General features: G+C 67.4%; 23 protein-coding genes and 3 tRNA genes. 19 read left to right on the top strand and 7 right to left on the bottom strand.

Translation table 11 applies throughout. The features are described from left to right. Window positions 1-85 precede the first annotated feature (85 nt). Complete coding sequence (locus tag CKCBHOJB_RS07415) at window positions 86-355, top strand: hypothetical protein (protein ID WP_281051335.1); 270 nt, start codon at window positions 86-88, stop codon at window positions 353-355. Between the two features lie 79 nt (window positions 356-434). Then, window positions 435-845, top strand: a complete 411-nt coding sequence (locus CKCBHOJB_RS07410; protein WP_281051334.1) for a thioredoxin family protein — start codon at window positions 435-437, stop codon at window positions 843-845. A gap of 10 nt (window positions 846-855) precedes the next feature. Here CKCBHOJB_RS07410 and CKCBHOJB_RS07405 read toward each other — a convergent pair whose 3' ends face one another. From CKCBHOJB_RS07405 to CKCBHOJB_RS07390, 4 genes are all read right to left on the bottom strand, one after another. Next, on the bottom strand, window positions 856-2,346 hold the full coding sequence (locus CKCBHOJB_RS07405) for a type IV pili methyl-accepting chemotaxis transducer N-terminal domain-containing protein (protein ID WP_281051333.1): 1,491 nt from the start codon (window positions 2,344-2,346) through the stop codon (window positions 856-858). A gap of 83 nt (window positions 2,347-2,429) precedes the next feature. Continuing rightward, window positions 2,430-4,142, bottom strand: a complete 1,713-nt coding sequence (locus tag CKCBHOJB_RS07400) for a nitrite reductase (protein ID WP_281051332.1) — start codon at window positions 4,140-4,142, stop codon at window positions 2,430-2,432. A gap of 175 nt (window positions 4,143-4,317) precedes the next feature. Beyond that, window positions 4,318-5,541, bottom strand: a complete 1,224-nt coding sequence (gene sstT, locus CKCBHOJB_RS07395; protein WP_281051331.1) for a serine/threonine transporter SstT — start codon at window positions 5,539-5,541, stop codon at window positions 4,318-4,320. Between the two features lie 76 nt (window positions 5,542-5,617). After that, window positions 5,618-6,094 carry a CreA family protein gene (locus tag CKCBHOJB_RS07390; RefSeq protein WP_281051330.1) on the bottom strand — a complete coding sequence of 159 codons (477 nt, stop codon included), beginning with the start codon at window positions 6,092-6,094 and terminating at the stop codon, window positions 5,618-5,620. Between the two features lie 250 nt (window positions 6,095-6,344). Between CKCBHOJB_RS07390 and CKCBHOJB_RS07385 the strand changes: the two genes are divergently transcribed. Beyond that, complete coding sequence (locus CKCBHOJB_RS07385) at window positions 6,345-6,872, top strand: cytochrome c oxidase subunit 3 family protein (RefSeq protein WP_281051650.1); 528 nt, start codon at window positions 6,345-6,347, stop codon at window positions 6,870-6,872. Window positions 6,873-6,882: 10 nt separating this feature from the next. Further along, a complete protein-coding gene (locus CKCBHOJB_RS07380) occupies window positions 6,883-7,176 on the top strand; it encodes a cytochrome C oxidase subunit IV family protein (RefSeq protein ID WP_281051329.1) in 294 nt (97 codons plus the stop codon). 13 nt (window positions 7,177-7,189) lie between these two features. Here the strand turns inward: CKCBHOJB_RS07380 and CKCBHOJB_RS07375 are convergent, their stop codons facing one another. Further along, entirely contained in the window at window positions 7,190-7,390 is a 201-nt protein-coding gene (locus tag CKCBHOJB_RS07375) for a SlyX family protein (protein ID WP_281051328.1), read from the bottom strand. 74 nt (window positions 7,391-7,464) lie between these two features. Continuing rightward, the gene (queG, locus tag CKCBHOJB_RS07370) at window positions 7,465-8,565 is read right to left on the bottom strand and encodes a tRNA epoxyqueuosine(34) reductase QueG (protein WP_281051649.1); all 1,101 of its coding nucleotides are present in this window, start codon (window positions 8,563-8,565) and stop codon (window positions 7,465-7,467) included. A 15-nt stretch (window positions 8,566-8,580) separates the two neighbouring features. Here queG and tsaE point away from each other — a divergent pair, with 15 nt between their 5' ends. From tsaE to ispH, 7 genes are all read left to right on the top strand, one after another. Next, on the top strand, window positions 8,581-9,111 hold the full coding sequence (gene tsaE, locus CKCBHOJB_RS07365; RefSeq protein ID WP_281051327.1) for a tRNA (adenosine(37)-N6)-threonylcarbamoyltransferase complex ATPase subunit type 1 TsaE: 531 nt from the start codon (window positions 8,581-8,583) through the stop codon (window positions 9,109-9,111). Further along, complete coding sequence (locus CKCBHOJB_RS07360; protein ID WP_281051326.1) at window positions 9,051-10,433, top strand: N-acetylmuramoyl-L-alanine amidase; 1,383 nt, start codon at window positions 9,051-9,053, stop codon at window positions 10,431-10,433. The genes tsaE and CKCBHOJB_RS07360 overlap by 61 nt, the downstream gene beginning before the upstream one ends. 81 nt (window positions 10,434-10,514) lie before the next feature. Further along, entirely contained in the window at window positions 10,515-11,459 is a 945-nt protein-coding gene (locus CKCBHOJB_RS07355) for a bifunctional riboflavin kinase/FAD synthetase (protein WP_281051325.1), read from the top strand. Window positions 11,460-11,516: 57 nt separating this feature from the next. After that, window positions 11,517-14,333, top strand: coding sequence for an isoleucine--tRNA ligase (gene ileS / locus CKCBHOJB_RS07350; protein ID WP_281051324.1), 2,817 nt, complete (start codon window positions 11,517-11,519; stop codon window positions 14,331-14,333). Between the two features lie 61 nt (window positions 14,334-14,394). Then, on the top strand, window positions 14,395-14,883 hold the full coding sequence (gene lspA, locus CKCBHOJB_RS07345; RefSeq protein WP_281051648.1) for a signal peptidase II: 489 nt from the start codon (window positions 14,395-14,397) through the stop codon (window positions 14,881-14,883). Further along, window positions 14,880-15,308 carry an FKBP-type peptidyl-prolyl cis-trans isomerase gene (locus tag CKCBHOJB_RS07340; protein WP_281051323.1) on the top strand — a complete coding sequence of 143 codons (429 nt, stop codon included), beginning with the start codon at window positions 14,880-14,882 and terminating at the stop codon, window positions 15,306-15,308. Before lspA ends, CKCBHOJB_RS07340 begins: the two co-directional genes overlap by 4 nt. 32 nt (window positions 15,309-15,340) lie before the next feature. Then, complete coding sequence (ispH, locus tag CKCBHOJB_RS07335; protein ID WP_281051322.1) at window positions 15,341-16,279, top strand: 4-hydroxy-3-methylbut-2-enyl diphosphate reductase; 939 nt, start codon at window positions 15,341-15,343, stop codon at window positions 16,277-16,279. Between the two features lie 149 nt (window positions 16,280-16,428). Here ispH and CKCBHOJB_RS07330 read toward each other — a convergent pair whose 3' ends face one another. Further along, window positions 16,429-17,535, bottom strand: a complete 1,107-nt coding sequence (locus CKCBHOJB_RS07330; RefSeq protein ID WP_281051321.1) for an aromatic ring-hydroxylating dioxygenase subunit alpha — start codon at window positions 17,533-17,535, stop codon at window positions 16,429-16,431. A 125-nt stretch (window positions 17,536-17,660) separates the two neighbouring features. Here CKCBHOJB_RS07330 and CKCBHOJB_RS07325 point away from each other — a divergent pair, with 125 nt between their 5' ends. From CKCBHOJB_RS07325 to CKCBHOJB_RS07290, 8 genes are all read left to right on the top strand, one after another. Next, window positions 17,661-17,918: an exodeoxyribonuclease VII small subunit gene (locus CKCBHOJB_RS07325; protein ID WP_281051320.1), complete on the top strand. Its 258-nt coding sequence runs from the start codon at window positions 17,661-17,663 to the stop codon at window positions 17,916-17,918. After that, on the top strand, window positions 17,915-18,823 hold the full coding sequence (locus CKCBHOJB_RS07320) for a farnesyl diphosphate synthase (protein WP_281051319.1): 909 nt from the start codon (window positions 17,915-17,917) through the stop codon (window positions 18,821-18,823). The genes CKCBHOJB_RS07325 and CKCBHOJB_RS07320 overlap by 4 nt, the downstream gene beginning before the upstream one ends. A gap of 39 nt (window positions 18,824-18,862) precedes the next feature. Continuing rightward, window positions 18,863-20,719 (top strand): 1-deoxy-D-xylulose-5-phosphate synthase, encoded by a 1,857-nt coding sequence (gene dxs / locus CKCBHOJB_RS07315; RefSeq protein ID WP_281051318.1) that lies wholly within the window; start codon window positions 18,863-18,865, stop codon window positions 20,717-20,719. Between the two features lie 117 nt (window positions 20,720-20,836). Next, entirely contained in the window at window positions 20,837-21,643 is an 807-nt protein-coding gene (gene folE2, locus CKCBHOJB_RS07310) for a GTP cyclohydrolase FolE2 (RefSeq protein WP_281051317.1), read from the top strand. A gap of 164 nt (window positions 21,644-21,807) precedes the next feature. Further along, on the top strand, window positions 21,808-22,161 hold the full coding sequence (locus CKCBHOJB_RS07305; RefSeq protein ID WP_281051316.1) for a carboxymuconolactone decarboxylase family protein: 354 nt from the start codon (window positions 21,808-21,810) through the stop codon (window positions 22,159-22,161). Window positions 22,162-22,280: 119 nt separating this feature from the next. Then, window positions 22,281-22,370, top strand: a tRNA-Ser gene (locus tag CKCBHOJB_RS07300). Between the two features lie 62 nt (window positions 22,371-22,432). Then, window positions 22,433-22,509, top strand: a tRNA-Arg gene (locus tag CKCBHOJB_RS07295). A gap of 41 nt (window positions 22,510-22,550) precedes the next feature. After that, window positions 22,551-22,627: transfer RNA gene (locus CKCBHOJB_RS07290), tRNA-Arg, on the top strand. Window positions 22,628-22,656: the final 29 nt, after the last annotated feature.

The following is a 22,656-nucleotide window of genomic DNA, read 5'->3' as shown; positions in this document are numbered from 1 at the left end:
CCTGCCATCTGCTCGGCAAAGGCGTAGATTGGGTGTCGACGGGAGTTGGATCCCGGCTCCCGTTCCCGGACAGCAGAGGCGCATCATGGACAACCAATCGCTCATCGTCGTCAATGGCCAGCGCCCGCGCTCGGCGGCGCACCATTACCACGGCACGATCGAGCAATCGATCCTCCGCGCCATCGATGCCGGCTACCATGTCGGCAGCACCGTGCGCATCGGCCAGGTGCCGGGCAGCGTGATCGGCTATAACATCTCGAACTTCGGCCGCTTCAGCGGCGCCTCCTACCCGCTGCTGGTCGAGACCGAGTACGGCATCGCCAAGTGCAGCATGCGGGAAGTCAGTCCGGCCTGATCCGCAGCGCGGTTGCGGCATGCGGGCCGGCACGACAGGGGCATCGCTGCGCACGCCGGTAGTCCCCTCAGGCCGCCCCATGCACGAAACACGCCCCTTGCTGACCCCCGTCTCCGCCCTCCCCGATCATCCCGACCTGCTCGCCTCGCCCCTCGTGGTGCTGGCGCTGTGTGCCGACTGGTGCGGCACCTGCCGCGACTTCCGGCAGGTGCTGCAGCAGCTTGCCGAGGCGCGGCGCGGCATCGTCTTCGCCTGGGCCGACATCGAGGACGATGCCGACCTGGTCGGCGACATCGACGTCGAGACCTTCCCCACCCTGGCGATCTTTCGCGGCGGCGTGACGCTGCACTTCGGCGCCAGCCTGCCGCAGGGCGACGTGGTCGCGCGCATGATCGACACCCTGGCCGGCCGCCCCCCGCGCGCAGCCGCCGGGCTACCCGCGGAGGTGGAGGCGCTCGCCCGCCTGCTCGGTGGCCAGGCGGCACGCTGAGCGCGCGGCCTCAGTGCCCGGAGGTCAGGCGCTCGTACAGCTTGACCGCGGTATCGACATGGCGCAGCAGGCGCATGCCCTTGGCCACCACCAGCCGGATGTGCTGGCTGCGGCGCATGCGCTCGGTCGACGGGGCGAACACGGCGTGCAACCGAGCCCACTGCGTGCCGACCTCGTCGAGTTGGGCGACGAGTTGCGGCAGCTCGGCGCCACTTCGGCGCAGCTCGGCCAGATTGTCGTCGAAGGCAGCGACCGAGGCCTCGATCTGGCGCTGCGCCTCCTCCGCCGCATCGGCGATGTCCTGGAACAGGAAGAACTTGACGATGCGCTGGGACAGCATGCGATTGCGCCCGGCGACATTGACGTAACGCCCGTGCGGCCCGCCATCGGCCGTCTGCGTCGCCAGCGTGGTCAGGGCGTCGGCGAGGACGACGATCTCCTCGCTTGCGCGCAGCACACGCCCGGCATCGGATTCGGGAGCGAACAAGGCCTCGCGGTAGCTCAGCCAGGCCGCGCCCAGCGCCTCGAGCGCGTGCGCCGGCTCGGGTTCGAGATTCGCACGCTGGAGCTGGGCGAGCGTGCGCTCGAATTCGGTGGTGCGCTGACGTAGCTGGATGGCGGACTCGGCAGGCGCGATGCCATGTTCGCCGAGCGCCCAGGCAATCGCCTGGCGCTGGGTCAGCAGGCGCAGGCGACCGCAATGGTTGATGAGCTTGCCGGCGGCGATGCGCTGCGGCTTGTCGTCCACATCGGTGCGGCGCAGCTTGCGCGCAAAGTTCAGGCGCTGCGGCGCGGCGCTCGGCGCGGTCTCGAGCAGGGCGGCGTTCTGGATGTGGATGCGGCTCTTGTCCACCACGATCACGCCCTTGTCGGCCAGTTCGCGCAGGCTGCGCGAGAAGGCTTCGGGAGTGATGCCCATGCGCGCGGCGAGGATCTTCTTCTTGGCCTTGAGCTCGACCGTGGTTTCGCCGGCGATCGGCAGTTCGCCGCCCGCGAGCTCGATCAGGTAGTCGAGGATGCGCTGGGCCCCGGTCAGGCCGGAGTGGTGGCCGGTAACGTCGAACTCGATCGCGCACTGGCGCTGGGCGAGGGCCTCGATCACGCCGGCGCTGAAGGCGATGTCCTGGCGCACGAGCTTGCGCAGCACGCGCACGTCGAGCGCGACCAGGATGCTCGGCGACACCGTCTCGCAGGCCGAGGCGTAGCGCTGCGCGCCGAACACCTCGCCGAGCGCGAGCACCCGCGGCGTGTGCACGAGTTCGATGATCTTGCGGGTCTCGCCGGCGAGCAGGCGGTAGCGCAGGACGCTGCCGTCGCACAGCATGAAGACCTCGCGCAGGGGATCGCCGGCATGGTACAGGGCGGTGCGCGCGGGCAGCTCGAGCAGCCGACCGGCGGCGCACAGCTCGTCCAGTTGGGCGGTGGCGAGGTCGGAAAACAGCGGGCAGCGCGACAGGAAGTCGCGCAGCACCTGGCGGCGGTTGAAGGGTCGTGCGCTCAATCGGAGAACCTCACGTCCGCTTCGGCCGCCGGAAACGGCGCGGCGGGAGGACGAATCCTCCCGCCGCAACCGCGCGAACAGTCTCAGTAGACGTCGTGCTGCGTGTTGTGGACGTTGAACTTGCCGGTCGGCGTGATCAGCTTCGGGTCGCGGATGACGGCCTTCAGCTTGCGCGTCTTGTCATCGACCACCACGATGGCCGACTCCTGATCCGCACCGTTCCAGACCGAGAACCATACCTCATCGCCGGCCTTGTTGTACTCCGGCTGCACGACGCGCTTCGGCCCTTCCTTGATGCCCGACCATTCGCCGATCGGGATCAGCTCGTAGCCCTTGTCGATGTTGTCGATGTCCCACACCGCGACCGACTGGCTCACCTTCTCCTCCGGGTTCAGCGTGGTATCGACCCACAGGTTCTTCGACTTCGGGTGGGTCTTCAGGAACAGCGAGCCGCCGCCCAGGCCCTTCAGCGTGCGCACCACCTTCCAGGCGTTGTCCGGATGCTTGACCGGATCGGTGCCGATCAGCGAGATGGTCTCGTCGCCGAGGTGGCCGGTGGCCCACACCGGACCGAACTGCGGATCGACGAAGTTGGCGCCGCGGCCCGGATGCGGGACCTTGCCGACGCTGACCAGCTTCTCGAGCTTGCCTTCCTTGGTGTCGATGACCGCGATCTTGTCCGAGGCGTTGGCCGCGTCCATGAAGTAGCGATGAGTGGACTCGAAGCCGCCGTCGTGCAGGAAGGGCGCCGCCTCGATCATCTTGAGCTTGAGGTTGTCGAGGTCGCGATAATCCACCGAATACACCATGCCGGTTTCCTTCACGTTGACGAAGAATTCCGGATTGAAGTGCGAGGAGATGATCGCCGCCACGCGCGGCTCGGGGTGGTAGGTCTGGGTATCGACGACCATGCCGCGGGTGGAGACGATCTTGCGCGGCTGCAGCGTGTCGCCGTCCATGATCACGAACTGGGGCGGCCAGTAGGTGCCGGCGATGGCGTACTTGTCTTCCCAGCCCTTGGCCTTGGAGCTTTCCACCGAACGCGCCTCGAGACCGACCTTGATCTCGGCGACGGTATCGGGTTTCTCCATCCACAGGTCGATCAGGTTGATCTTGGCGTCGCGACCGATGACGAACAGGTAGCGGCCGGAGGCCGACATGCGCGAGATGTGCACCGCGTAGCCGGTCTCGAGGATGCTGACGATCTGCTTGCTGTCACCGTCGATCAGGGCGATCTTGCCGGCGTCACGCAGCGTCACCGAGAACAGGTTCTCGAGCTTGAGGTCGTTCATCTTCTTGGTCGGGCGCTTGTCGACCGGGATGAGGACCTTCCACGAGGCTTCCATCTCCTTGAGGCCGTACTCGGGCGGGGCCGGCGGCGTCTGCTGGATGTAGCGCGCCATCAGATCGACCTCGTCATCGCTCAGCACGCCGGAGGTGCCCCAGTTCGGCATGCCGCCGGGCGAGCCGTACTTGATGAAGACCTTGAGGTACTCGAGACCCTTCTCGAGGGTGATGTCGGGGGTCAGTGCCTTGCCGGTCGCGCCCTTGCGCAGCACGCCGTGACAGCCGGCGCAGCGCTCGAAGAAGATGCGCTTGGCCTTCTCGAACTCGGGTTCGGACATCCGCGGCGCCAGCGGGTTGATGTCTTGGTGCATCGGCACGTCGGCCATCGGCGAACCGCCGGCCTGGTATTCCTTAAGCGCCTCGTCACCGTGTCCCTTCGGTGCTTCCGCGAACGCGGCCTGCATCGCCAGGGCCAGGACCGGGATCGCGGCAAGGCGGAGCCGCTTCATGAACGTCGCTGAACTCATTGTTTACCCACCCTCGTGTTTGAAAAGGTGAGGCACTTTCTTCAAGCCGTCCATAAAATAATTTGACAGATGTCAACACCCCGCCAAGCGCCTGATTTCGCGAGAATTCATCACACACGATGCTTGATCGCAATCAAGCACGGAGCGGCACGCAGACTCAGATCCGTTCCGCCGCACGGCAGGCGGCAGCGGTGAACAGCACGTCGGTCGAGGAATTCAGCGCGGTTTCCACCGAATCCTGCACCACGCCGATGATGAAGCCGATCGCCACCACCTGCATCGCGACGTCGGTCGGGATGCCGAACAGGTTGCACGCCATCGGAATCAGCAGCAGCGAGCCACCGGCCACGCCCGACGCACCGCAGGCACCGAGCGCCGACACGATCGACAGCAGCAGCGCGGTGGGCAGGTCGACCACGATGCCCAGCGTATGGGCCGCGGCCAGGCTCATCACCGCGATGGTGATCGCCGCGCCCGCCATGTTGATGGTGGCGCCGAGCGGGATCGAGATCGAATAGGTGTCCTTGTGCAGGCCGAGGCGGCGGCACAGCTCGAGGTTCACCGGAATGTTGGCCGCCGAGCTGCGGGTGAAGAAGGCGGTCACCGCACTCTCGCGCAGGCAGGTGAGCACCAGCGGGAACGGATTGCGCCGCGTCTTCCAGAACACCAGCAGCGGGTTGAGCACGAAGGCGACGAACAGCATGCTGCCGACGATCACCAGTAGCAGCCGGCCATAGCCGAGCAGCGCGCCGAGGCCCGACTCGGTCAGCGTGGCGCCGACCAGGCCGAAGATGCCGAGCGGGGCGAAGCGGATCACCACGCGCACGATCTTCGACACCGCCTCCGCCAGGTCGGCGAGCAGCGCCTGCATGCCCGGACCGGCGTGGCGCAGTGCGGCGCCGAGGCCGATCGCCCACGCCAGGATGCCGATGAAGTTGGCCTCCATCAGCGCCTTGACCGGGTTCGTCACCACGTTGAGCAGCAGGTTCTTCAACACCCCGACGATGCCGCCGGGCGGCGTGCCGGCGACCTGCGGCGCATCGAGCACCAGCATGGTCGGGAAGGCGAAGCTGGCGAGCACCGCCACCAGCGCGGCGCCGAAGGTGCCGGCAAGGTACAGCGTGATCACCGGGCGGATGTGGGTCTCGGTGCCGTGGCGATGCCCGGCCACGGCGGCGGTGACGAGCACGAACACCAGCACCGGCGCGACCGCCTTCAGCGCCGAGATGAAGATGTCGCCGAGCAGCGCGGTCGAGCGCGCGAGCTCGGGCGCGAAGAGCGCGACGGCGATGCCGCACACGAGGCCGATGGCGATCTGCACGACGAGACTGGTTCCGGACAGGAAACGGAGGGCGGGGTTGGCGGTTGCGGATGAACTCATGATTCGGGGCGAGAAAGGGAAAAAAGCGCGCCGCCCCCACCCGAGGGCGGGGCCGGCGGACGGACGCGGCGCCGGATCAGCGCAGCGGGATGGCGAGCGCGGCCGGCACCGGCACCGCGGTCACGTTGTTCTGGGGACTGCCGTCGATCAGCTTGTCGCTGTAGACGAGATAGACGAGCGTGTTGCGCTTCGCGTCGACCATGCGCACGATGCGGACCTTCTTGAACAGGATGGAGGCGCTCTGCGAGAACACTTCCTCCTGCTCCTTCAGCGGCCCGGTGAAGGAGATCTCGCCGACCTGGCGGCAGGCGACCGAGGCGTCGGCGGTGTCTTCGGCCAGGCCGAGCGTTCCCTTGATGCCGCCGGTGCGGGCACGCGACACATAGCACGCCACACCCTTGACCTTGGGGTCATCGAAGGCCTCGACCACCACCTGGTGGTTGCGGCCGATCAGCTTGAACGCGGTGTCGACATGGCCGACCGTCTCCGCCTGGACGAGCACGGGCGCAGCCGCAAGCAGCGACAGCAGCAGGCGGGGGAAAATCCTGGTCATGCGAGCCTCCTGAGCACGGGGGCGGCGATTATCGCACCGCGGGATGTCTTGCGGGCGACGATTACTGAGCAGAATCAAGGCACATCGCGCGCCGCGGCAGCACCATCGGGGGCATTCGAAGCTTCGCGCGGATCGAGAACCGGTCCGCCTGCCCATCGTGTCGATCGCCGTGCCCCTTCCTCCGTCCGCCGCGCCGCCCGCGCCGCCCGCCTCCCTCCCCGCCACCGGCCGCATCCCGGGCAGCAAGGCGATGTGGGTGGGCATCTTCTGCGAGATCACCGAGTTCGCGCTGCTGTTCGCGGTGTTCTTCGTCGCGCGCGCCCATCACCCCGAGGCCTTCCGCGCCGGTCCGGACCAGCTCTCGCTGCTCGCGGGCACCGGCTACACGCTGATGCTGCTGACCAGCGGCTGGTGCGTGGCGCGCGCGCTGCATGCGATGCGGCGCGCAGACAGGACCGCCTGCCTGCGCTGGATGCTCGCCGGATTCGTGTTCGGGCTGGGCTATCCGGCGATCAAGATCGTCGAGCTGCAGCGCAACTTCGCACTGGGGCTGGACGGCGATGCGGGCGTGTTCATCGTCAGCTACTACTACCTGACCTTCACCCATCTGGTGCACGTGTTCTGGGGCCTGCTCGGCATGCTGTGGGTGATCGCCCGCACCGGCTTCGGCGCCTACACGGCGGAGGAACACAGCGGGCTGGAAGCCTTCGCCTGCTACTGGCACGTCACCGACATGATCTGGCTGATGATCTTCCCGCTCTTCTACCTGCTCGGATGAGGGACCCCACATGAGCTCCGAACGCAGAATCGATCTTGCCTGGCTGATGCTGGTGCTGCTGAGCGTGGGCGGCGCCGGGATCGGCAGCAGCGACGGCAACGCCGTGCTGGTCGCGGTGGTGGTGTCGGTGGTGATGGCGATCAAGCTGCGCCTGGTGTGCACCTACTTCCTCGAACTGCACGAGGCCCATCCGCGCATCCGCCGCGCGGTGCTGACCTTCTGCCACGGCATGGCGATCCTGGTGATCCTCACCACCGCCTTCGGCGACACCCTCTCCCGCCTGACCGGTGCGCTGATCGGCTAGTCCCGGCTCCGTCTCACCAGTGCGGTGGGATCTCGTCTTCCGGGCGCAGCGGATTGCCGGGCTGGATGGTCTTCACCTGCTGCGCCAGTTGCCGCAGCTGCTCGCGCAGCATGTCGAGCTCCTGCTGCTGCCGCCACACCGTGCGATTGAGCTCGTCGAGCAGGTCCTCGGCGGCCATCAGCTTGGTTTCGAGGGTGACGATGCGGTCTTCCATGGGCGGGATTCCTGTGCCTGGCGGGTGGTTTGCGGACGGATCGCGGCGGGCTGCGAGCGCGGAGGCGACGGATTCTAGCCTGCCACCGCGCCCTGGCGCTCCAGCGCCCAGGCCACGTGCTCGCGCACCAGCGCGCTCTCGTCCCCGGCGCGCGCCAGCAGGGCCGCACGCACCGCCGCCGAAGGCGGGGCATTGCCCAGCGCCACCGCGATGTTGCGCAGCCAGCGCTCATGGCCGATGCGGTAGATCGGACTGCCGGCGGTGCGCTCGGCGAACTCGGCCTCGGTCCACGCGAACAGGTCGACGAGGCGCGCACTGTCCAGGCCGTGGCGCGGTGCGAAGTCCGGCTCGCGGCTGAGCTGCGCGAACCGGTTCCACGGGCACACGAGCTGGCAGTCGTCGCAGCCGTAGATGCGGTTGCCGAGCAGCGGACGCAGCTCGAGCGGAATCGGGCCGTGCAGCTCGATGGTCAGGTAGGAGATGCAGCGCCGCGCATCCACCTGGTAGGGCGCGACGATGGCGCCGGTGGGACAGGCGTCGATGCAGGCGGTGCAGCGTCCGCAATGCGGCTCGAGCGGCGCATCGACCGGCAGCGGCAGGTCGGTGAGGATCTCGCCGAGGAAGAACCACGACCCCGCCCTGCGGTCGAGCAGCAGCGTGTGCTTGCCGCGCCAGCCCAGGCCCTTGCGGCTGGCGTGCTCGACCTCCAGCACCGGCGCCGAGTCGGTGAACACCCGGTATTGATGCGGGACCTCGGCGGCAATGCGCTCGGCCAGCTTCTGCAGCCGGTTGCGCAGCACCTTGTGGTAGTCCCGACCGAGCGCATAGCGCGACACGTAGGCGCGCTCGGGGTCGTCCAGCACGGCGTGGGCCGGTGCCGCATCCGGCCAGTAGCCCATGCGTACGCTGATCACCCGCAGCGTGCCCGGCACCAGCTCGTCGGCACGGGCGCGCTTCATGCCATGGCGCGCCATATAATCCATCTCCCCGTGAAACCCGGCTTCGAGCCAGGCGGCCAGGCCCGACTCGGCATCCGCAAGGTCGATACCGCCCACGCCGACGGCATCGAAGCCGAGTTCCCGCCCCCACTGTCTGATCCGCGCAACAAGGCCTTCGCCATCGACGAGCGGCCTGTCCGCCCCCTCCGCCACGCGGTTTTCCGGGTCCGACGCCATCTGCTGGAGCATCCCATGATCGAATTGATTCAAGCCGCCGATGATAGCGGCGCCCGCCTGCAGGCGCACTTGGCGGACGAAAAGGACACGGAAACGCTGGGCACGACGCTGGCCGGAGTGCTGAGTCCGGGGCTGCGCATCTGGCTGCAGGGCAACCTCGGCATGGGCAAGACCACGCTCACGCGCGGGGTGCTTCGTGGCCTGGGTCACGAAGGCAAGGTGAAAAGTCCGACCTACACCTTGATTGAACCTTACGTCGTTTCTAGATTAGACTTATATCACTTTGATTTTTATCGCTTCAATTCGCCCGAAGAATACCTGGACGCAGGACTGGACGAATACTTCGCCGGTGAAGGCGTTTGCATCGTGGAGTGGCCCGACAAGGCGCTGCCCTATCTGCCTTCCCCCGACGTCGAGATTCGCCTCGAAGCCAGTGAAAACGGGCGGTTTGTGGAGATCGGCGGAAACACGGAAGCGGGGCGGACATGCGTGATCGGACTGGTGAAAGCATTTCGGGGCGCGAACCCGGCGCCCAAGGCGATCTGAATCCCCTCGAGGGCGCGCACGCGCCGCTGGGCGCGCCGCGCCTCGATCGTCGCCGCCTGCTCAAGTTCGCCGGCGCCTCGCTCGCACTGATGGTGAGCCCGATCGGCCATGCGGCTTCCGCAAGCCTGGTCGCGGTGCGCGTATGGCCCTCGTCCGAATACACCCGGATCACCCTTGAGGGCGCCTCGCAGCTGCGTTTCAGCCACATGCTGGTGCAGGACCCGGACCGCCTCGTGGTCGACCTCGAAGGCGTCGAGCTCAACAGCGTGCTCGAGTCGCTGCCCTCCAAGGTCCTCGACAGCGACCCCTACATCCGCCTGATCCGCGCCGGCCAGAACCGTCCGGGCGTGGTCCGCGTGGTCGTGGAACTGAAGTCGGTGGTGAATCCGCAGGTGTTCACGCTCGCCCCGGTCGGCGACTACGGCCACCGCTTGGTGCTCGACCTGCACCCGACCGTCGAGCACGATCCGCTGATGGCGCTGATCATGAAGGACTCGCCGATGGACGCCGCGATGGGCGACGATGGCAAGGACACCACGACCGTCGCCCGCAGCCAGCCCAGCCAGCCGGCGCCGCGCGAGCGGCGCAAGGAGCAGGCCGTCAATCGCCTGTACACCGTGGTGCTCGATGCCGGCCACGGCGGCGAGGACCCGGGCGCGATCGGTCGCGGGGGCAGCTACGAGAAGAACGTCACGCTGTCGATCGCCCGCCGCCTCAAGCGCAAGATCGACGCCGAGCCCGGCATGCGCGCGGTGCTGACCCGCGACGGCGACTATTTCGTGCCGCTGCACCAGCGCGTCACCCGCGCACGCCGGGTACGCGCCGACCTGTTCGTGTCGATCCACGCTGACGCCTTCGTCCGCCCCGAGGCCAACGGCAGCTCGGTGTATGTGCTGTCCGAGCGCGGCGCGTCCAGCTCCGCCGCACGCTGGCTGGCGCAGAAGGAAAACGACGCCGACCTGGTCGGCGGCGTGAACCTCGCGCGTCAGGACGGCCACATCGCACGCACCCTGCTCGACCTGTCGCAGACCGCCACGATCAACGACAGCTTCAAGCTCGGCCGCGCGATGCTGGGCGAACTCGGCAGCATCAACCGCCTGCACAAGCCCGAGGTCGAACAGGCCGGCTTCGCGGTGCTGCGCGCGCCCGACATCCCCTCGGTGCTGGTCGAGACTGCCTTCATCAGCAATCCGCTAGAAGAACGCCGCCTCAACGACGAGGCCTACCAGGACAAGATGGCCACCGCGCTGATGCGCGGCATCAAGCGCTACTTCCAGGAGCACGCACCGTCGGCGCCGACCCGGGTGGCACGCCTGGACTGAAGCCCGCGCGGCGCCCAAGCCATCGTGCAAAGCCCGCAGATGCGGGCTTTGTCGCTATAATTGCGCCTTTTTCAGGCGCTTATGCAGGTTCACCGCGGGATTCCCGAGCACGCCGACACGGCTGCGGTGCTCACCATCGGCAACTTCGATGGCGTGCATCTCGGCCACCAGGCGCTGCTTTCGCTGCTGACCGGAAAGGCCCGCGCTCTCGGCCTGCCGGCAGTGGTGCTCACCTTCGAGCCGCATCCGCGCGAATACTTCAGCCCCGCCGACGCCCCCGCCCGCCTCGCCTCGCTGCGCGAGAAGCTGCTGCTGCTCGACGCCGCGGGCGTGGACCGCACCTACATCTGCCGCTTCAACGCCCGCCTGGCCGCGCAGACGGCGGAAAGCTTCATCGCCGACACCCTGGTGCGCGGACTGCAGGTGCGCCACCTGTTCGTCGGTGACGACTTCTGCTTCGGCGCCCGCCGCCAGGGCAATTTCCAGATGCTGCGCGCGGCCGGCGAGCAGCACGGCTTCGGCGTGGAGTCGATGCCGACCCTCGACGTCGACGGCGAACGCGTCTCCAGCTCGGCGGTGCGCGAGGCGCTGGCCGAGGCCGACCTCGCCCACGCCGCGCGCCTGCTCGGCCGCCCCTACAGCATCGCCGGCCGCGTGTGCCACGGCGACAAGATCGGCCGCCAGCTCGGTTTCCCGACCGCCAACATCCAGATGAAGCATCGCCGCCCGGCACTGACCGGTGTCTATGCGGTCAGCGTCGAAGGCCTCGCCGGGCGCCGCGTCACCGGCGTCGCCAACATCGGCGTGCGCCCGACCGCCACCGCGCGCGGCCGCGCCCGCCTCGAAGTCCATCTCTTCGACTGGACGCAAAGCTGCTACGGTGCGCACATCCGCGTGCACTTCCTGCACAAGCTGCGCGAGGAGCGCAAGTTCGAGTCGCTCGACGCGCTGCGCGCGCAGATCGCGCTCGATGCGCAGGTCGCGCGCGACTGGTTCACCGCGCACCCAGCTTCCGAATCCGCCTGATCCTGCGCAGGCCCGCCCACCCGAATCGTACCGACCCAACCGACACCCGACTTCGCCATGGCCGACTACCGCAAGACGCTCAACCTGCCCGACACCCCCTTCCCGATGCGCGGCGACCTGCCCAAGCGCGAGCCGAACTGGATCGCCGACTGGCAGCAGAAAAAGCTCTACCAGCGCATCCGCAAGGCCAGCGCCGGCCGGCCCAAGTTCGTGCTCCACGACGGCCCGCCCTACGCCAACGGCAGCCTGCACATCGGCCACGCGCTGAACAAGATCCTCAAGGACATCATCGTGCGCTCGAAGACGCTCGCCGGCTTCGACGCGCCCTACGTGCCGGGCTGGGACTGCCACGGCCTGCCGATCGAGCACAAGGTCGAGGTCACCCACGGCAAGAACCTGCCCGCGGACAAGGTGCGCGAGCTGTGCCGGGCCTACGCCGCGGAGCAGATCGAGATCCAGAAGGCCGACTTCATCCGCCTCGGCGTGCTCGGCGACTGGGACAACCCCTACCGCACGATGGACTTCGCCAACGAGGCCAACGAGATCCGCGCGCTCGCCGAGATGACGAAGAACGGCTACGTGTTCAAGGGCCTGAAGCCGGTGAACTGGTGCTTCGACTGCGGCTCGGCGCTGGCCGAGGCCGAGGTCGAGTACGCCGACAAGGCCTCGCCGACCATCGACGTCGCCTTCCCGGTTTCTGCCGAACACGCGGGGAAGCTTGCCGCCGCCTTCGGCCTGGCCAAGCTCGACAAGCCCGCCGCCGCGGTGATCTGGACCACCACGCCGTGGACCATCCCCGCCAACCAGGCGCTCAACGCCCATCCCGAGTTCGATTACGCGCTGGTCGATGTTGGCGATCGCCTCCTGGTCCTGGCCAAGGACCTCGTCCAATCAGCGCTGCAGCGCTACCAGCTCGAGGGCACGATCGTCGCCACCGCCAAGGGCGCGGCGCTGGATCGCATCGAGTTCCGCCACCCCTTCTACGACCGCGTGTCGCCGGTGTATCTGGCCGAATACGTCGGCATCGACGCCGGCACCGGCATCGTGCACTCGTCCCCGGCGCATGGCGTGGATGACTTCAACTCGTGGCGCGCCTACGGCCGCAGCAACGAGGAGATCCTGTCGCTGGTGATGGGCGGTGGGGAATACGTGCCCGATCTGCCTTTCTTCGGCGGCATGAACATCTGGAAGGCCAACCCCGCCATCGTCGACAAGCTCGCCGAGGTCGGCACCCTGCTGTCGCACGGCAAGATCACCCACAGCTACATGCACTGCTGGCGCCACAAGACCCCGCTGGTCTATCGCGCCACCGCGCAGTGGTTCGTCGGCATGGACAAGGTCGCAGCCGACGGCTCGACGCTGCGCGAGCGTGCGCTGCGCGCGGTCGAGGCGACCAAGTTCTACCCGGCCTGGGGCCAGGCGCGCCTGCACGCGATGATCGCCAACCGCCCCGACTGGTGCATCTCGCGCCAGCGCAACTGGGGCGTGCCGATCCCCTTCTTCCTGCACAAGGAGACCGGCGAGCTGCATCCGCGCACGGTCGAGCTGATGGAAGCGGTCGCGCTGCGCGTGGAGAAGGAAGGCATCGAGGCCTGGTTCAAGCTCGATGCCACCGAGCTGCTCGGCGCCGAGGCCGCGCAGTACGACAAGATCAGCGACACGCTCGACGTCTGGTTCGACTCCGGCACCACGCACAAGCACGTGCTGCGCGGCTCGCACAACGACGGCCACCCGGAAGGCCCGCGCGCCGACATGTACCTGGAAGGCTCGGACCAGCACCGCGGCTGGTTCCACTCGTCGCTCCTGACCGGCTGCGCGATCGACGGCCACGCGCCCTACCGCAGCCTGCTCACCCACGGCTTCGCAGTGGATGGCGCCGGGCGCAAGATGAGCAAGTCGCTCGGCAACGTGGTCGTGCCGCAGGAGGTCACGGGCAAGCTCGGCGCCGAGATCCTGCGTCTGTGGGTGGCATCCACCGACTACTCGGGCGAGCTGTCGATCTCCAAGGAGATCCTCGACCGCGTGGTCGAGGTCTATCGCCGCGTGCGCAATACCCTGCGCTTCCTGCTCGCCAACACCGCCGACTTCGACATCGCCAAGGACGCGGTGCCGCTCGAGCAGTGGATGGATCTGGACCGCTACGCGCTCGCCTTCACCCGCCAGCTCGCGCAGCAGGCCGAAGCCGACTACGCGAAGATGGAATTCCACCGCGTGGTGCAGGCGCTGCAGGTGTTCTGTGCCGAAGACCTCGGCGCCTTCTACCTCGACATCCTCAAGGACCGCCTGTACACCACCGCCGCCGGCAGCCTGCCGCGCCGCGCCGCGCAGACCGCGCTGTGGCACATCACGCAGACGCTGTTGAAGCTGATGGCGCCGATCCTGTCCTTCACCGCCGAGGAAGCCTGGGCCATTCTCAATCCGGCAAAAGCCGGCGAGGAAGCCGACAGCGTGATGCTGCACACCTTCCACGCCCTGCCCGCGCAGGAGGGCGAAGCCGGCCTGATCGCGCGCTGGGAGAGCATCCGCGCGGTGCGCGCCGAGGGCCTCAAGGTCATCGAGGCGCTGCGTACCGAAGGCAAGGTCGGCGCCTCGCTGCAGGCCGAACTCGAACTCGCGCTCACCGCCGACAAGTTCGCCGCGATGGCCAGCCTGGGCGAGGACCTGCGCTTCGTCACCATGACCTCCGCGGCCACGCTGAGCGAAGTCGCCGGCGTCGAGGACGAGCGCATCGTCGCCACCCCGAGCGCGGCGCAGAAGTGCGAGCGCTGCTGGCACTACGTCGAATCGGTGGGCAGCCACGCCGAGCACCCGACCCTGTGCGGCCGCTGCGTGAGCAACCTGTTCGGCGAAGGCGAAACTCGCGCCCATGCCTGACGCGGCCCGCACGATGACGATGTCCCGCCCGACGCCCCAGGCGCGCAGCGCGCTGTCGCTGATGCTGCCCTGGCTGATCCTCGCCGTGGTGGTCGGCGTGCTCGACCAGCTCACCAAGCAGCTGGTGATGGCGAACCTGCAGCCCGGCCAGGTGATCACGATCACCGGCTTCTTCGACCTCGTGCTGGTGTTCAACACCGGCGCGGCGTTCAGCTTCCTCGCCGAACACGGCGGCTGGCAGCGCTGGTTCTTCACCGTGCTGGCGCTGGGCATCAGCGCCTGGCTGCTCACGCTGATGCACCACCACCGCCACGAGAAGCTGCTCCCGGCGGCCTTCGCGCTGATCATCGGCGGCGCGCTCGGCAACGTCTATGACCGCCTGGTGCACGGCGCGGTGGTCGACTTCCTGCACTTCCATTACGCCGGCTGGAGCTGGCCGGCATTCAACCTGGCCGACTCGGCCATCACCGTGGGCGTCGTGCTGATGCTGTGGGGCCAGATCTTCGGCGCCGCCAGCAAGGACCAGCCCCGACCGGGAGCACCATCTTGAGCGAAGCGATCCAGGCCAACAGCCTCGTCACCCTGCATTACCGCATCTCGCTGCCGAGCGGCCAGCCGCTGATCAGCACCTTCAACGCCACCCCCGCCACGCTACAGCTGGGCGCCGGCGAAATGCTGCCGGCGATGGAGAAGCTGCTGATCGGCCTGATGCCCGGCACCCACCACGTCTTCGAACTCGCGGCCGACGAGGCCTTCGGCCCCTACCGCGAGGAGCTGGTCGAGCGCGTCAAGCGCGAACACATGCCGGACGAGGAGATCGAAGCCATGAGCATCATGGAATTCACCGCCCCCGACGGCTCGCGCTACTCCGGCCTGGTGCGCGAGATCGACGCGCAGTCGGCGCTGATCGACTTCAACCACCCGCTCGCGGGCAAGGCGATCCGCTTCGAGGTGCAGGTGATCGGAATCTCCTGAGCACCACCGGCAACACCCCACAGAGACAAGCAATGAACGACAAGGAAATCCTCCTCGCCAATCCGCGCGGCTTCTGCGCCGGCGTCGAGCGCGCGATCGAGATCGTCGAGCGCGCGCTGCAGCGCTTCGGCGCGCCGATCTACGTGCGCCACGAGGTCGTGCACAACAAGTTCGTGGTGGACGACCTGCGCAACAAGGGCGCGATCTTCGTGGACGAGCTCGACGAGGTGCCCGCCGGCAACACGGTGATCTTCTCGGCTCACGGCGTCTCGCTGGCGGTGCGCGAGGAAGCCGAGCGCCGCGGCCTGCGCGTGTTCGACGCCACCTGCCCGCTGGTCACCAAGGTGCATATCGAGGTCGGCCGCATGCGCGACCAGGGCCGCGAGATCATCATGATCGGTCACAAGGGCCACCCCGAGGTCGAGGGGACGATGGGCCAGGTCAACACCGGCATCCATCTGGTCGAGACCCCCGAGGACGTCGCCGCACTGCAGGTCGCCGACCCTGACAAGCTCGCCTACGTGACCCAGACCACACTGTCGGTGGATGACGCCGCCACCATCGTCGATGCCTTGCGCACGCGCTTCCCCGACATCGTCGGCCCGAAGAAGGACGACATCTGCTACGCCACGCAGAATCGCCAGGACGCGGTCAAGTTCATGACCCCGCACGCCGACGTGGTGTTCGTGGTGGGCTCGAAGAACAGCTCCAACTCCAACCGCCTGCGCGAAGTCGCCGAACTGCGCGGCGTGCCGGCCTACCTGGTCGACAACGCCGCCGGCATCGATCCGGCCTGGGTGGAAGGAAGGCGCCGCATCGGCGTCACCGCGGGTGCCTCGGCGCCGGAAGTGCTGGTGGACGAGGTGATCGCGCGCTTGAAGGAACTCAGCGGCGGCCCGGTGCGCAACCTCGACGGCGTGCCGGAGAAGGTGACCTTCCCGCTGCCGAAGGAGCTGCAGGACGTGCGCTGAGGTGCGCGGACGCGCTGGACGAAAACAATCGCGGCATCCACCGCTCCCACACGGCTGGAAGCACCCTGTGGGAGCGGCCGATGCCGCGATGTCCTTCTGCCCGAGCCCGAAGCCAAATGCCCCGCAGCGCGCGCAGAGCCGCCCCGCATTCAGCCGCCGATGTGCGGCTCCATGATGCGCCGGTAGAACTCGTGGAAGTGCTGCATCCCGTCCTCGAACGGCGACTGGTAGGGGCCGACCTCGTTGCGCCCTTCCTTCATCAGCGCCAGCCGGCCGCGGTCCATGCGCTCGGCGATGTCGTCGTCCTCGATCGCCGTCTCCATGTACGCGGCCTGCTCGGCCTCGACGAACTCGCGCTCGAACTCGACGATGTCCTCGGGATAGTAGAACTCGACCACGTTGGTGGTCTTGTTCACATCGGTCGGGATCAGCGTGCTCACCACCAGCACGTGCGGGTACCACTCGACCATGATGTTCGGGTAGTAGGTGAGCCAGATCGCGCCGTGCTCCGGCTTCTTCTCGCCGTAGTAGTCGAGTACCGCCCGATGCCACTTGGCGTAGGTCGCCGAGCCCGGCTTGGCGAGCGAGGTGATGCCCACCTGCTGCACCGAGTACCAGTCGCCGAACTGCCAGGACAGGTCGTCGCAGGTCACGAAGTTGCCCAGGCCGGGGTGGAAGGGAACGACGTGGTAGTCCTCGAGATAGACCTCGATGAAGGTCTTCCAGTTGTAGTTGCACTGGTGGATCTCGACGCGGTCGAGCTTGTAACCGCTGAAGTCGAGCTCGCCCGCGACCTTCATGCCGGCGAGGTCGGCGGTGGCCGAGCGCGGCCCCTTGAACAGCAGGCCGTTCCAGTTCTCGAGCGCATCGCGCTTGAGTCCCAGGCAGGGCTTCTCGGCGAAATGCGGCGCGCCGATCAGCGCACCCTGCTGGTCGTAGGTCCACCGGTGCACCGGGCACACCACGTGCTCGGTGGTGCCGCTGCCCTGCAGCATGATCGCCTGGCGATGGCGGCAGACGTTGGACATCTGGTGCACGCCCGCCTCGGTGCGGAACAGCAGCTTGGAATGATCGAGCCACTCGAGCGAACGGTAGTTGCCGACCTCGGGCACCATCAGCTCATGGCCGACGTACCCCGGGCCGGCATCGAAGAGGAGCTTCTTCTCCACCTCGAAAACCTTCTCGTCGAAGTACCAGGAAACAGGCAGTTGGGAAACGGCCTGGGCCAGTTGAGCCTTGGAAGCGATGTCGGACATCCCCGAACCTCCTCTTGCGGACAAGAAATCCGGAAAAATAAACGAGTTAGTGTATGTCAGACCCCGTTTGACCGCCAGACCCGCATTCGGTTATTTTCCCGCTTTTGCCGCGCAGATATTCATCCATGCCCAAGTCGGCAACCCCTCCCAAGACATTCGAAGCGGCGATCTCCGAGCTCGAAGCCATCGTCCAGGAGATGGAGTCGGGCAACCTTCCGCTCGAAGACGCTCTCGCCCGCTACCAGCGCGGCGTCAACCTCCTCCGCCATTGCCAGGCCACGCTGAGCGCGGCGGAGCAGCGCATCAAGGTGCTCGAGGGCGAAGCCCTGGTGGACCTTCCCGTCGACGACGACGGACGCGACCAAGACAAGGCCGGCGCATGAACGACACCCGAACGCCCCTCTCCTTCACCGACTGGATGGCGCAGATCCAGCAGCGCACCGAGACCGCCCTCGCCGGCGTGCTGCCCGAGCCCACGATCGCGCCGCAGCGCCTGCACGAGGCGATGCGCTATGCCGTGCTCGGTGGCGGCAAGCGCGTGCGCCCGCTGCTCGCGCACGCCGCCGGCGAGCTGGCCGGCGCTTCCGCTGCGGACATCGACCGCGTCGCCTGTGCGGTCGAGCTGATCCACGCCTACTCGCTGGTGCACGACGACATGCCGTGCATGGACGACGATGTGCTGCGCCGCGGCAAGCCGACCGTGCATGTCGAGTACGACGAGGCCACCGCGCTGCTCGCCGGCGACGCCCTGCAGACGCTCGCCTTCCAGGTCCTGGCAGAGGCGCCGATCGGCGCCGATCCCGCCGCCCAGCTGGCGATGGTCGCGCACCTCGCGGTGGCGTCCGGTTCGCGCGGCATGGCCGGCGGCCAGGCCATCGACCTCGCCTCGGTGGGGATGCAGCTTGGGCGCGCGGAGCTCGAGTTCATGCACGTGCACAAGACCGGGGCGCTGATCCGCGCCGCAGTGCTGCTAGGCGCACGCGCGGGGCAGGCGCTCGGCGCGGACGAGCTGGCCCGCCTCGACCACTACGCCAAGGTGGTCGGACTGCTGTTCCAGGTCGTCGACGACATCCTCGACGCCGCGGCCGACACCGCGACCCTCGGCAAGACCGCCGGCAAGGACGCCGAGAACGACAAGCCGACCTACGTCAGCCTCCTCGGCCTCGCCGAGGCCCGCCAGCTGGCGGAGGACATGCTGGCGGACGCGAAGGCCACGCTGCGCCCCTTCGGCGCGCGCGCGCTGCGTCTGGAACAGCTCGCCGACTACGTCGTGCATCGCGCCTTCTGACCGACCGCGAAGAACAACGAACATAACGCCGGATCTTCCATGGCCCCCTACCCCCATCTGGAACGCATCGACTCGCCCGCCGAGCTGCGGGCGCTCGACCGCCGCGACCTCGCCCCCCTCGCCAACGAGCTGCGCGCCTTCCTGATCGAATCGGTCTCGAAGACCGGCGGCCACCTGTCGTCGAACCTGGGCACGGTCGAGCTCAGCATCGCGCTGCATTACGTCTTCAACACGCCCCACGACCGCATCGTCTGGGACGTGGGCCACCAGACCTACGGCCACAAGGTGCTCACCGGCCGGCGCAGCGCGATGTCGGGCCTGCGCCATTTCGGCGGCATCTCCGGCTTCCCGCGCCGCTGCGAGAGCGAGTACGACACCTTCGGCACTGCGCACTCATCCACTTCGATCTCGGCCGCGCTCGGCATGGCGGTCGCCGCCCGCGCGCGCAAGGAAGACCGCCACGCGATCGCGGTGATCGGCGACGGCGCGATGAGCGCCGGCATGGCCTTCGAGGCGCTCAACAACGCCGGCGACATCGAGGACATCAACCTGCTGGTGATCCTCAACGACAACGAGATGTCGATCTCGCCGCCGGTGGGCGCGCTCACCAAGATCCTCGCCCGCATGCTGTCCGGATCGACCTACAACACCGCCCGCCGCGTCGGCGAGAAGGTGCTCGGCATGGCACCGCCGGTGGCCGAACTCGCGCGCAAGGTCGAGGAATACGCCAAGGGCATGATCAGCCCGGGCACGCTGTTCGAGGAGTTCGGCTTCCACTACTACGGCCCGATCGACGGCCACGACCTCGACGCGCTGATCCCCACACTGCAGAACCTGAAGAAACTCGAGGGCCCGCAGTTCCTGCACGTGATCACCAAGAAGGGCCAGGGCTACAAGCTCGCCGAGGCCGACCCGATCCTCTACCACGGCGTATCGAAGTTCGACCACACCGCTGGCATCCAGGCCGGCAAGGGCGGCGGCAAGCTGACCTATACCCAGGTGTTCGGCGACTGGCTGTGCGACATGGCGAAGGCCGATGCGCGCATCGTCGGCATTACCCCGGCGATGCGCGAGGGCTCGGGCCTGGTGCGCTTCGCCCACGAATATCCGGATCGCTACTTCGACGTCGGCATCGCCGAGCAGCACGCGGTGACCTTCGCCGCCGGCATGGCGTGCGAGGGCTTCGTGCCGGTGGTGGCGATCTACTCCACCTTCCTGCAGCGCGCCTACGACCAGCTGATCCACGACGTGGCGCTGCAGAACCTGCAGGTGGTGTTCGCGATCGACCGCGGCGGCCTGGTGGGCGCGGACGGCGCCACCCACCACGGCGCCTTCGACCTGTCCTACCTCGCCTGCATCCCCAACATGGTGGTGATGGCGCCGGCGGACGAGAACGAATGCCGGCAGATGTTGTTCACCGCGGTGCAGCACCGCGGCCCGAGCGCGGTGCGCTATCCGCGCGGCGGCGGCACCGGCGTCACCCCGCAGGCGCAGATGCAGGCGCTGCCGATCGGCAAGGGCGAGGTCCTGCGCCGCGGCAGGCGCGTCGCCCTGCTCGCCTTCGGCAGCCTGGTGCCGGTCGCGGGCGAGATCGGCGAGGCGCTCGACGCCACCGTCGCCAACATGCGCTTCATCAAGCCGCTCGACGAGGCCCTGGTGGCGGAGCTCGCCGCCACCCACGAGCTGCTGGTGACCATCGAGGAGAACGCGGTGATCGGCGGCGCCGGCTCCGAAGTCGCGCGCGTGGTGGACGGCCTCGCGCAGCGCCCCCGGGTGCTGCGCCTGGGCCTGCCCGACCATTTCATCGACCACGGCGACCAGGCGCAGCTGCTCGCCTCCGCAGGCCTCGACAAGCCAGGCATCCTCGCCAGCATCCAGCGCGCACTGGAACTTTAAGCCCGACCTGCAAAGGTTGAGCATTTTTGTCGGGAAAGCTAAGATCAGGTCGCAGGTGCAATCCAGTTGCACCTGCGACCTTTTGCTTCTCCCCCGCCCCAGCCCAGAGAACCGTCCATGAACGCCCCCACCGATCTCGCCATCCCCGACGTCCAGAGCAGCGCCGACAGCCGGCGGATCGCCATCGACAAGGTCGGCATCAAGTCCATCCGCCATCCGATCAAGGTTGCCGACAAGGCGGGCGGCGTCCAGCACACGGTCGCCAGCTTCAACATGTACGTCGGGCTGCCCCACAACTTCAAGGGCACCCACATGTCGCGCTTCGTCGAGATCCTCAACGGCAACGAGCGCGAGATCTCGGTCGAGAACTTCGAGCCGATGCTGCGCTCGATGGTCGAGCGCCTGGAAGCCGAGACCGGCCACGTCGAGATGAGCTTCCCCTACTTCATCAACAAGACGGCGCCGGTGTCCGGCGTGCAGAGCCTGCTCGACTACGAGGTCTGCTTCATCGGCAGCATCCGCGAGGGCGGCGCCTACGAGTTCACGATGAAGGTGGTGGTACCGGTGACCAGCCTGTGTCCGTGCTCGAAGAAGATCTCCGAGTACGGCGCGCACAACCAGCGCTCGCACGTCACCGTCACCGCGGTGCTCAACGACCACCTGTGGATCGAGGAGATGGTTCAGCTCGTCGAGGCCCAGGCCTCGTGCGAGGTCTTCGGCCTGCTCAAGCGCCCCGACGAGAAGTGGGTCACCGAGCGTGCCTACGACAACCCCAAGTTCGTCGAGGACATGGTGCGCGACGTCGCCGCCCAGCTGCACCGCGAACCGCGCATCGATGCCTACGTGGTCGAATCGGAGAACTTCGAGTCGATCCACAACCACTCCGCCTACGCGCTGATCGAGCGCGACAAGCGCAAGGCCTGACGCCCCTCTGCGGTCGGGATCGCGGCGCTTCGTGCAAAGCGGGCGATTCCTGCCCTCGCGCGCCAGAACATTCATTCTGCGGATGAAGCCATCGAGGACGAGGATGGCAGATACGCTGGCTTTGGGATTAAGATAAGCGTTCCCTTAAATACGGAGTCGCCGCGATGTCCTCGAAGTCCTTCGTCCAGATCACCACCGACGTGTCCAAGGCGCTCGCCACCCTGCGCAAGGAAACCCCGGACACGATGCAGGGCTTCAGCGCGATGGCCAAGGGCGCGCTGCAGGACGGTGCGCTGAGCGAGCTGCAGAAGGAACTCATCGCCCTGGCGATCGCCGTGACCCAGCGCTGCGACGCCTGCGTCGGCTTCCACGTCAAGGCCCTGATCCGCCTCGGCGCCAGCCGCGAGCAGATCATGGAAACCCTGGGCGTGTGCACCTACATGGGTGGCGGCCCGGCCCTGATGTACGCTGCGGAGGCGGTACGCGCCTACGAGGAAATGCTGCCCAAGAGCGCATGATCGCTTTTGCGCCTTGGCCCGCCGCAGCGCTGGCGGGCTGGGCGCGCGGCACTCGCAAATGAGCTTCAAAAAAAGCGTTCACTTTTCCGGCAGATTCACTATAATGCCGACCTTCGAGCGGAGAGGTGGCAGAGTGGTCGAATGTACCTGACTCGAAATCAGGCGTAGGTGCGAGCCTACCGTGGGTTCGAATCCCACCCTCTCCGCCAAATAACACTTGAAGTTGCGGGAACAGCCGTTATAATCCCGCTCCTTCGCAGTGCAGCACGAAGCGCCCGTAGCTCATCTGGATAGAGTACCTGGCTACGAACCAGGGGGTAGGAGGTTCGAATCCTTCCGGGCGCGCCAAACAAGCCTTCCGATATCGGGCTCTAAACGAAATCGGCAACGCGCCCGTAGCTCATCTGGATAGAGTACCTGGCTACGAACCAGGGGGTAGGAGGTTCGAATCCTTCCGGGCGCGCCAGACAACACGGAAAAGCCTGGTCTTCGGAC

Origin of the sequence: Thauera sp. GDN1 (assembly GCF_029223545.1) — a bacterium.
Taxonomy (GTDB): Bacteria; Pseudomonadota; Gammaproteobacteria; order Burkholderiales; family Rhodocyclaceae; genus Thauera.
Note: the sequence above shows the minus strand (reverse complement) of the source record. Positions and strands in the feature narration are given on the sequence as shown.

What these genes read in the sequence shown, in the direction of transcription:
- CKCBHOJB_RS07400 (WP_281051332.1), bottom strand. Translation starts at nt 4,142, where the DNA reads ATGAAGCGGCTCCGCCTTGCCGCGATCCCGGTCCTGGCCCTGGCGATG.
- CKCBHOJB_RS07355 (WP_281051325.1), top strand. Translation starts at nt 10,515, where the DNA reads ATGCAGGTTCACCGCGGGATTCCCGAGCACGCCGACACGGCTGCGGTG.
- CKCBHOJB_RS07415 (WP_281051335.1), top strand. Translation starts at nt 86, where the DNA reads ATGGACAACCAATCGCTCATCGTCGTCAATGGCCAGCGCCCGCGCTCG.
- CKCBHOJB_RS07410 (WP_281051334.1), top strand. Translation starts at nt 435, where the DNA reads ATGCACGAAACACGCCCCTTGCTGACCCCCGTCTCCGCCCTCCCCGAT.
- lspA (WP_281051648.1), top strand. Translation starts at nt 14,395, where the DNA reads ATGCTGCCCTGGCTGATCCTCGCCGTGGTGGTCGGCGTGCTCGACCAG.
- CKCBHOJB_RS07330 (WP_281051321.1), bottom strand. Translation starts at nt 17,535, where the DNA reads ATGTCCGACATCGCTTCCAAGGCTCAACTGGCCCAGGCCGTTTCCCAA.
- dxs (WP_281051318.1), top strand. Translation starts at nt 18,863, where the DNA reads ATGGCCCCCTACCCCCATCTGGAACGCATCGACTCGCCCGCCGAGCTG.
- CKCBHOJB_RS07380 (WP_281051329.1), top strand. Translation starts at nt 6,883, where the DNA reads ATGAGCTCCGAACGCAGAATCGATCTTGCCTGGCTGATGCTGGTGCTG.
- CKCBHOJB_RS07385 (WP_281051650.1), top strand. Translation starts at nt 6,345, where the DNA reads ATGTGGGTGGGCATCTTCTGCGAGATCACCGAGTTCGCGCTGCTGTTC.
- ispH (WP_281051322.1), top strand. Translation starts at nt 15,341, where the DNA reads ATGAACGACAAGGAAATCCTCCTCGCCAATCCGCGCGGCTTCTGCGCC.
- CKCBHOJB_RS07375 (WP_281051328.1), bottom strand. Translation starts at nt 7,390, where the DNA reads ATGGAAGACCGCATCGTCACCCTCGAAACCAAGCTGATGGCCGCCGAG.
- tsaE (WP_281051327.1), top strand. Translation starts at nt 8,581, where the DNA reads ATGATCGAATTGATTCAAGCCGCCGATGATAGCGGCGCCCGCCTGCAG.
- CKCBHOJB_RS07305 (WP_281051316.1), top strand. Translation starts at nt 21,808, where the DNA reads ATGTCCTCGAAGTCCTTCGTCCAGATCACCACCGACGTGTCCAAGGCG.
- queG (WP_281051649.1), bottom strand. Translation starts at nt 8,565, where the DNA reads ATGGCGTCGGACCCGGAAAACCGCGTGGCGGAGGGGGCGGACAGGCCG.
- sstT (WP_281051331.1), bottom strand. Translation starts at nt 5,541, where the DNA reads ATGAGTTCATCCGCAACCGCCAACCCCGCCCTCCGTTTCCTGTCCGGA.
- folE2 (WP_281051317.1), top strand. Translation starts at nt 20,837, where the DNA reads ATGAACGCCCCCACCGATCTCGCCATCCCCGACGTCCAGAGCAGCGCC.
- CKCBHOJB_RS07325 (WP_281051320.1), top strand. Translation starts at nt 17,661, where the DNA reads ATGCCCAAGTCGGCAACCCCTCCCAAGACATTCGAAGCGGCGATCTCC.
- CKCBHOJB_RS07390 (WP_281051330.1), bottom strand. Translation starts at nt 6,094, where the DNA reads ATGACCAGGATTTTCCCCCGCCTGCTGCTGTCGCTGCTTGCGGCTGCG.
- ileS (WP_281051324.1), top strand. Translation starts at nt 11,517, where the DNA reads ATGGCCGACTACCGCAAGACGCTCAACCTGCCCGACACCCCCTTCCCG.
- CKCBHOJB_RS07360 (WP_281051326.1), top strand. Translation starts at nt 9,051, where the DNA reads ATGCGTGATCGGACTGGTGAAAGCATTTCGGGGCGCGAACCCGGCGCC.
- CKCBHOJB_RS07320 (WP_281051319.1), top strand. Translation starts at nt 17,915, where the DNA reads ATGAACGACACCCGAACGCCCCTCTCCTTCACCGACTGGATGGCGCAG.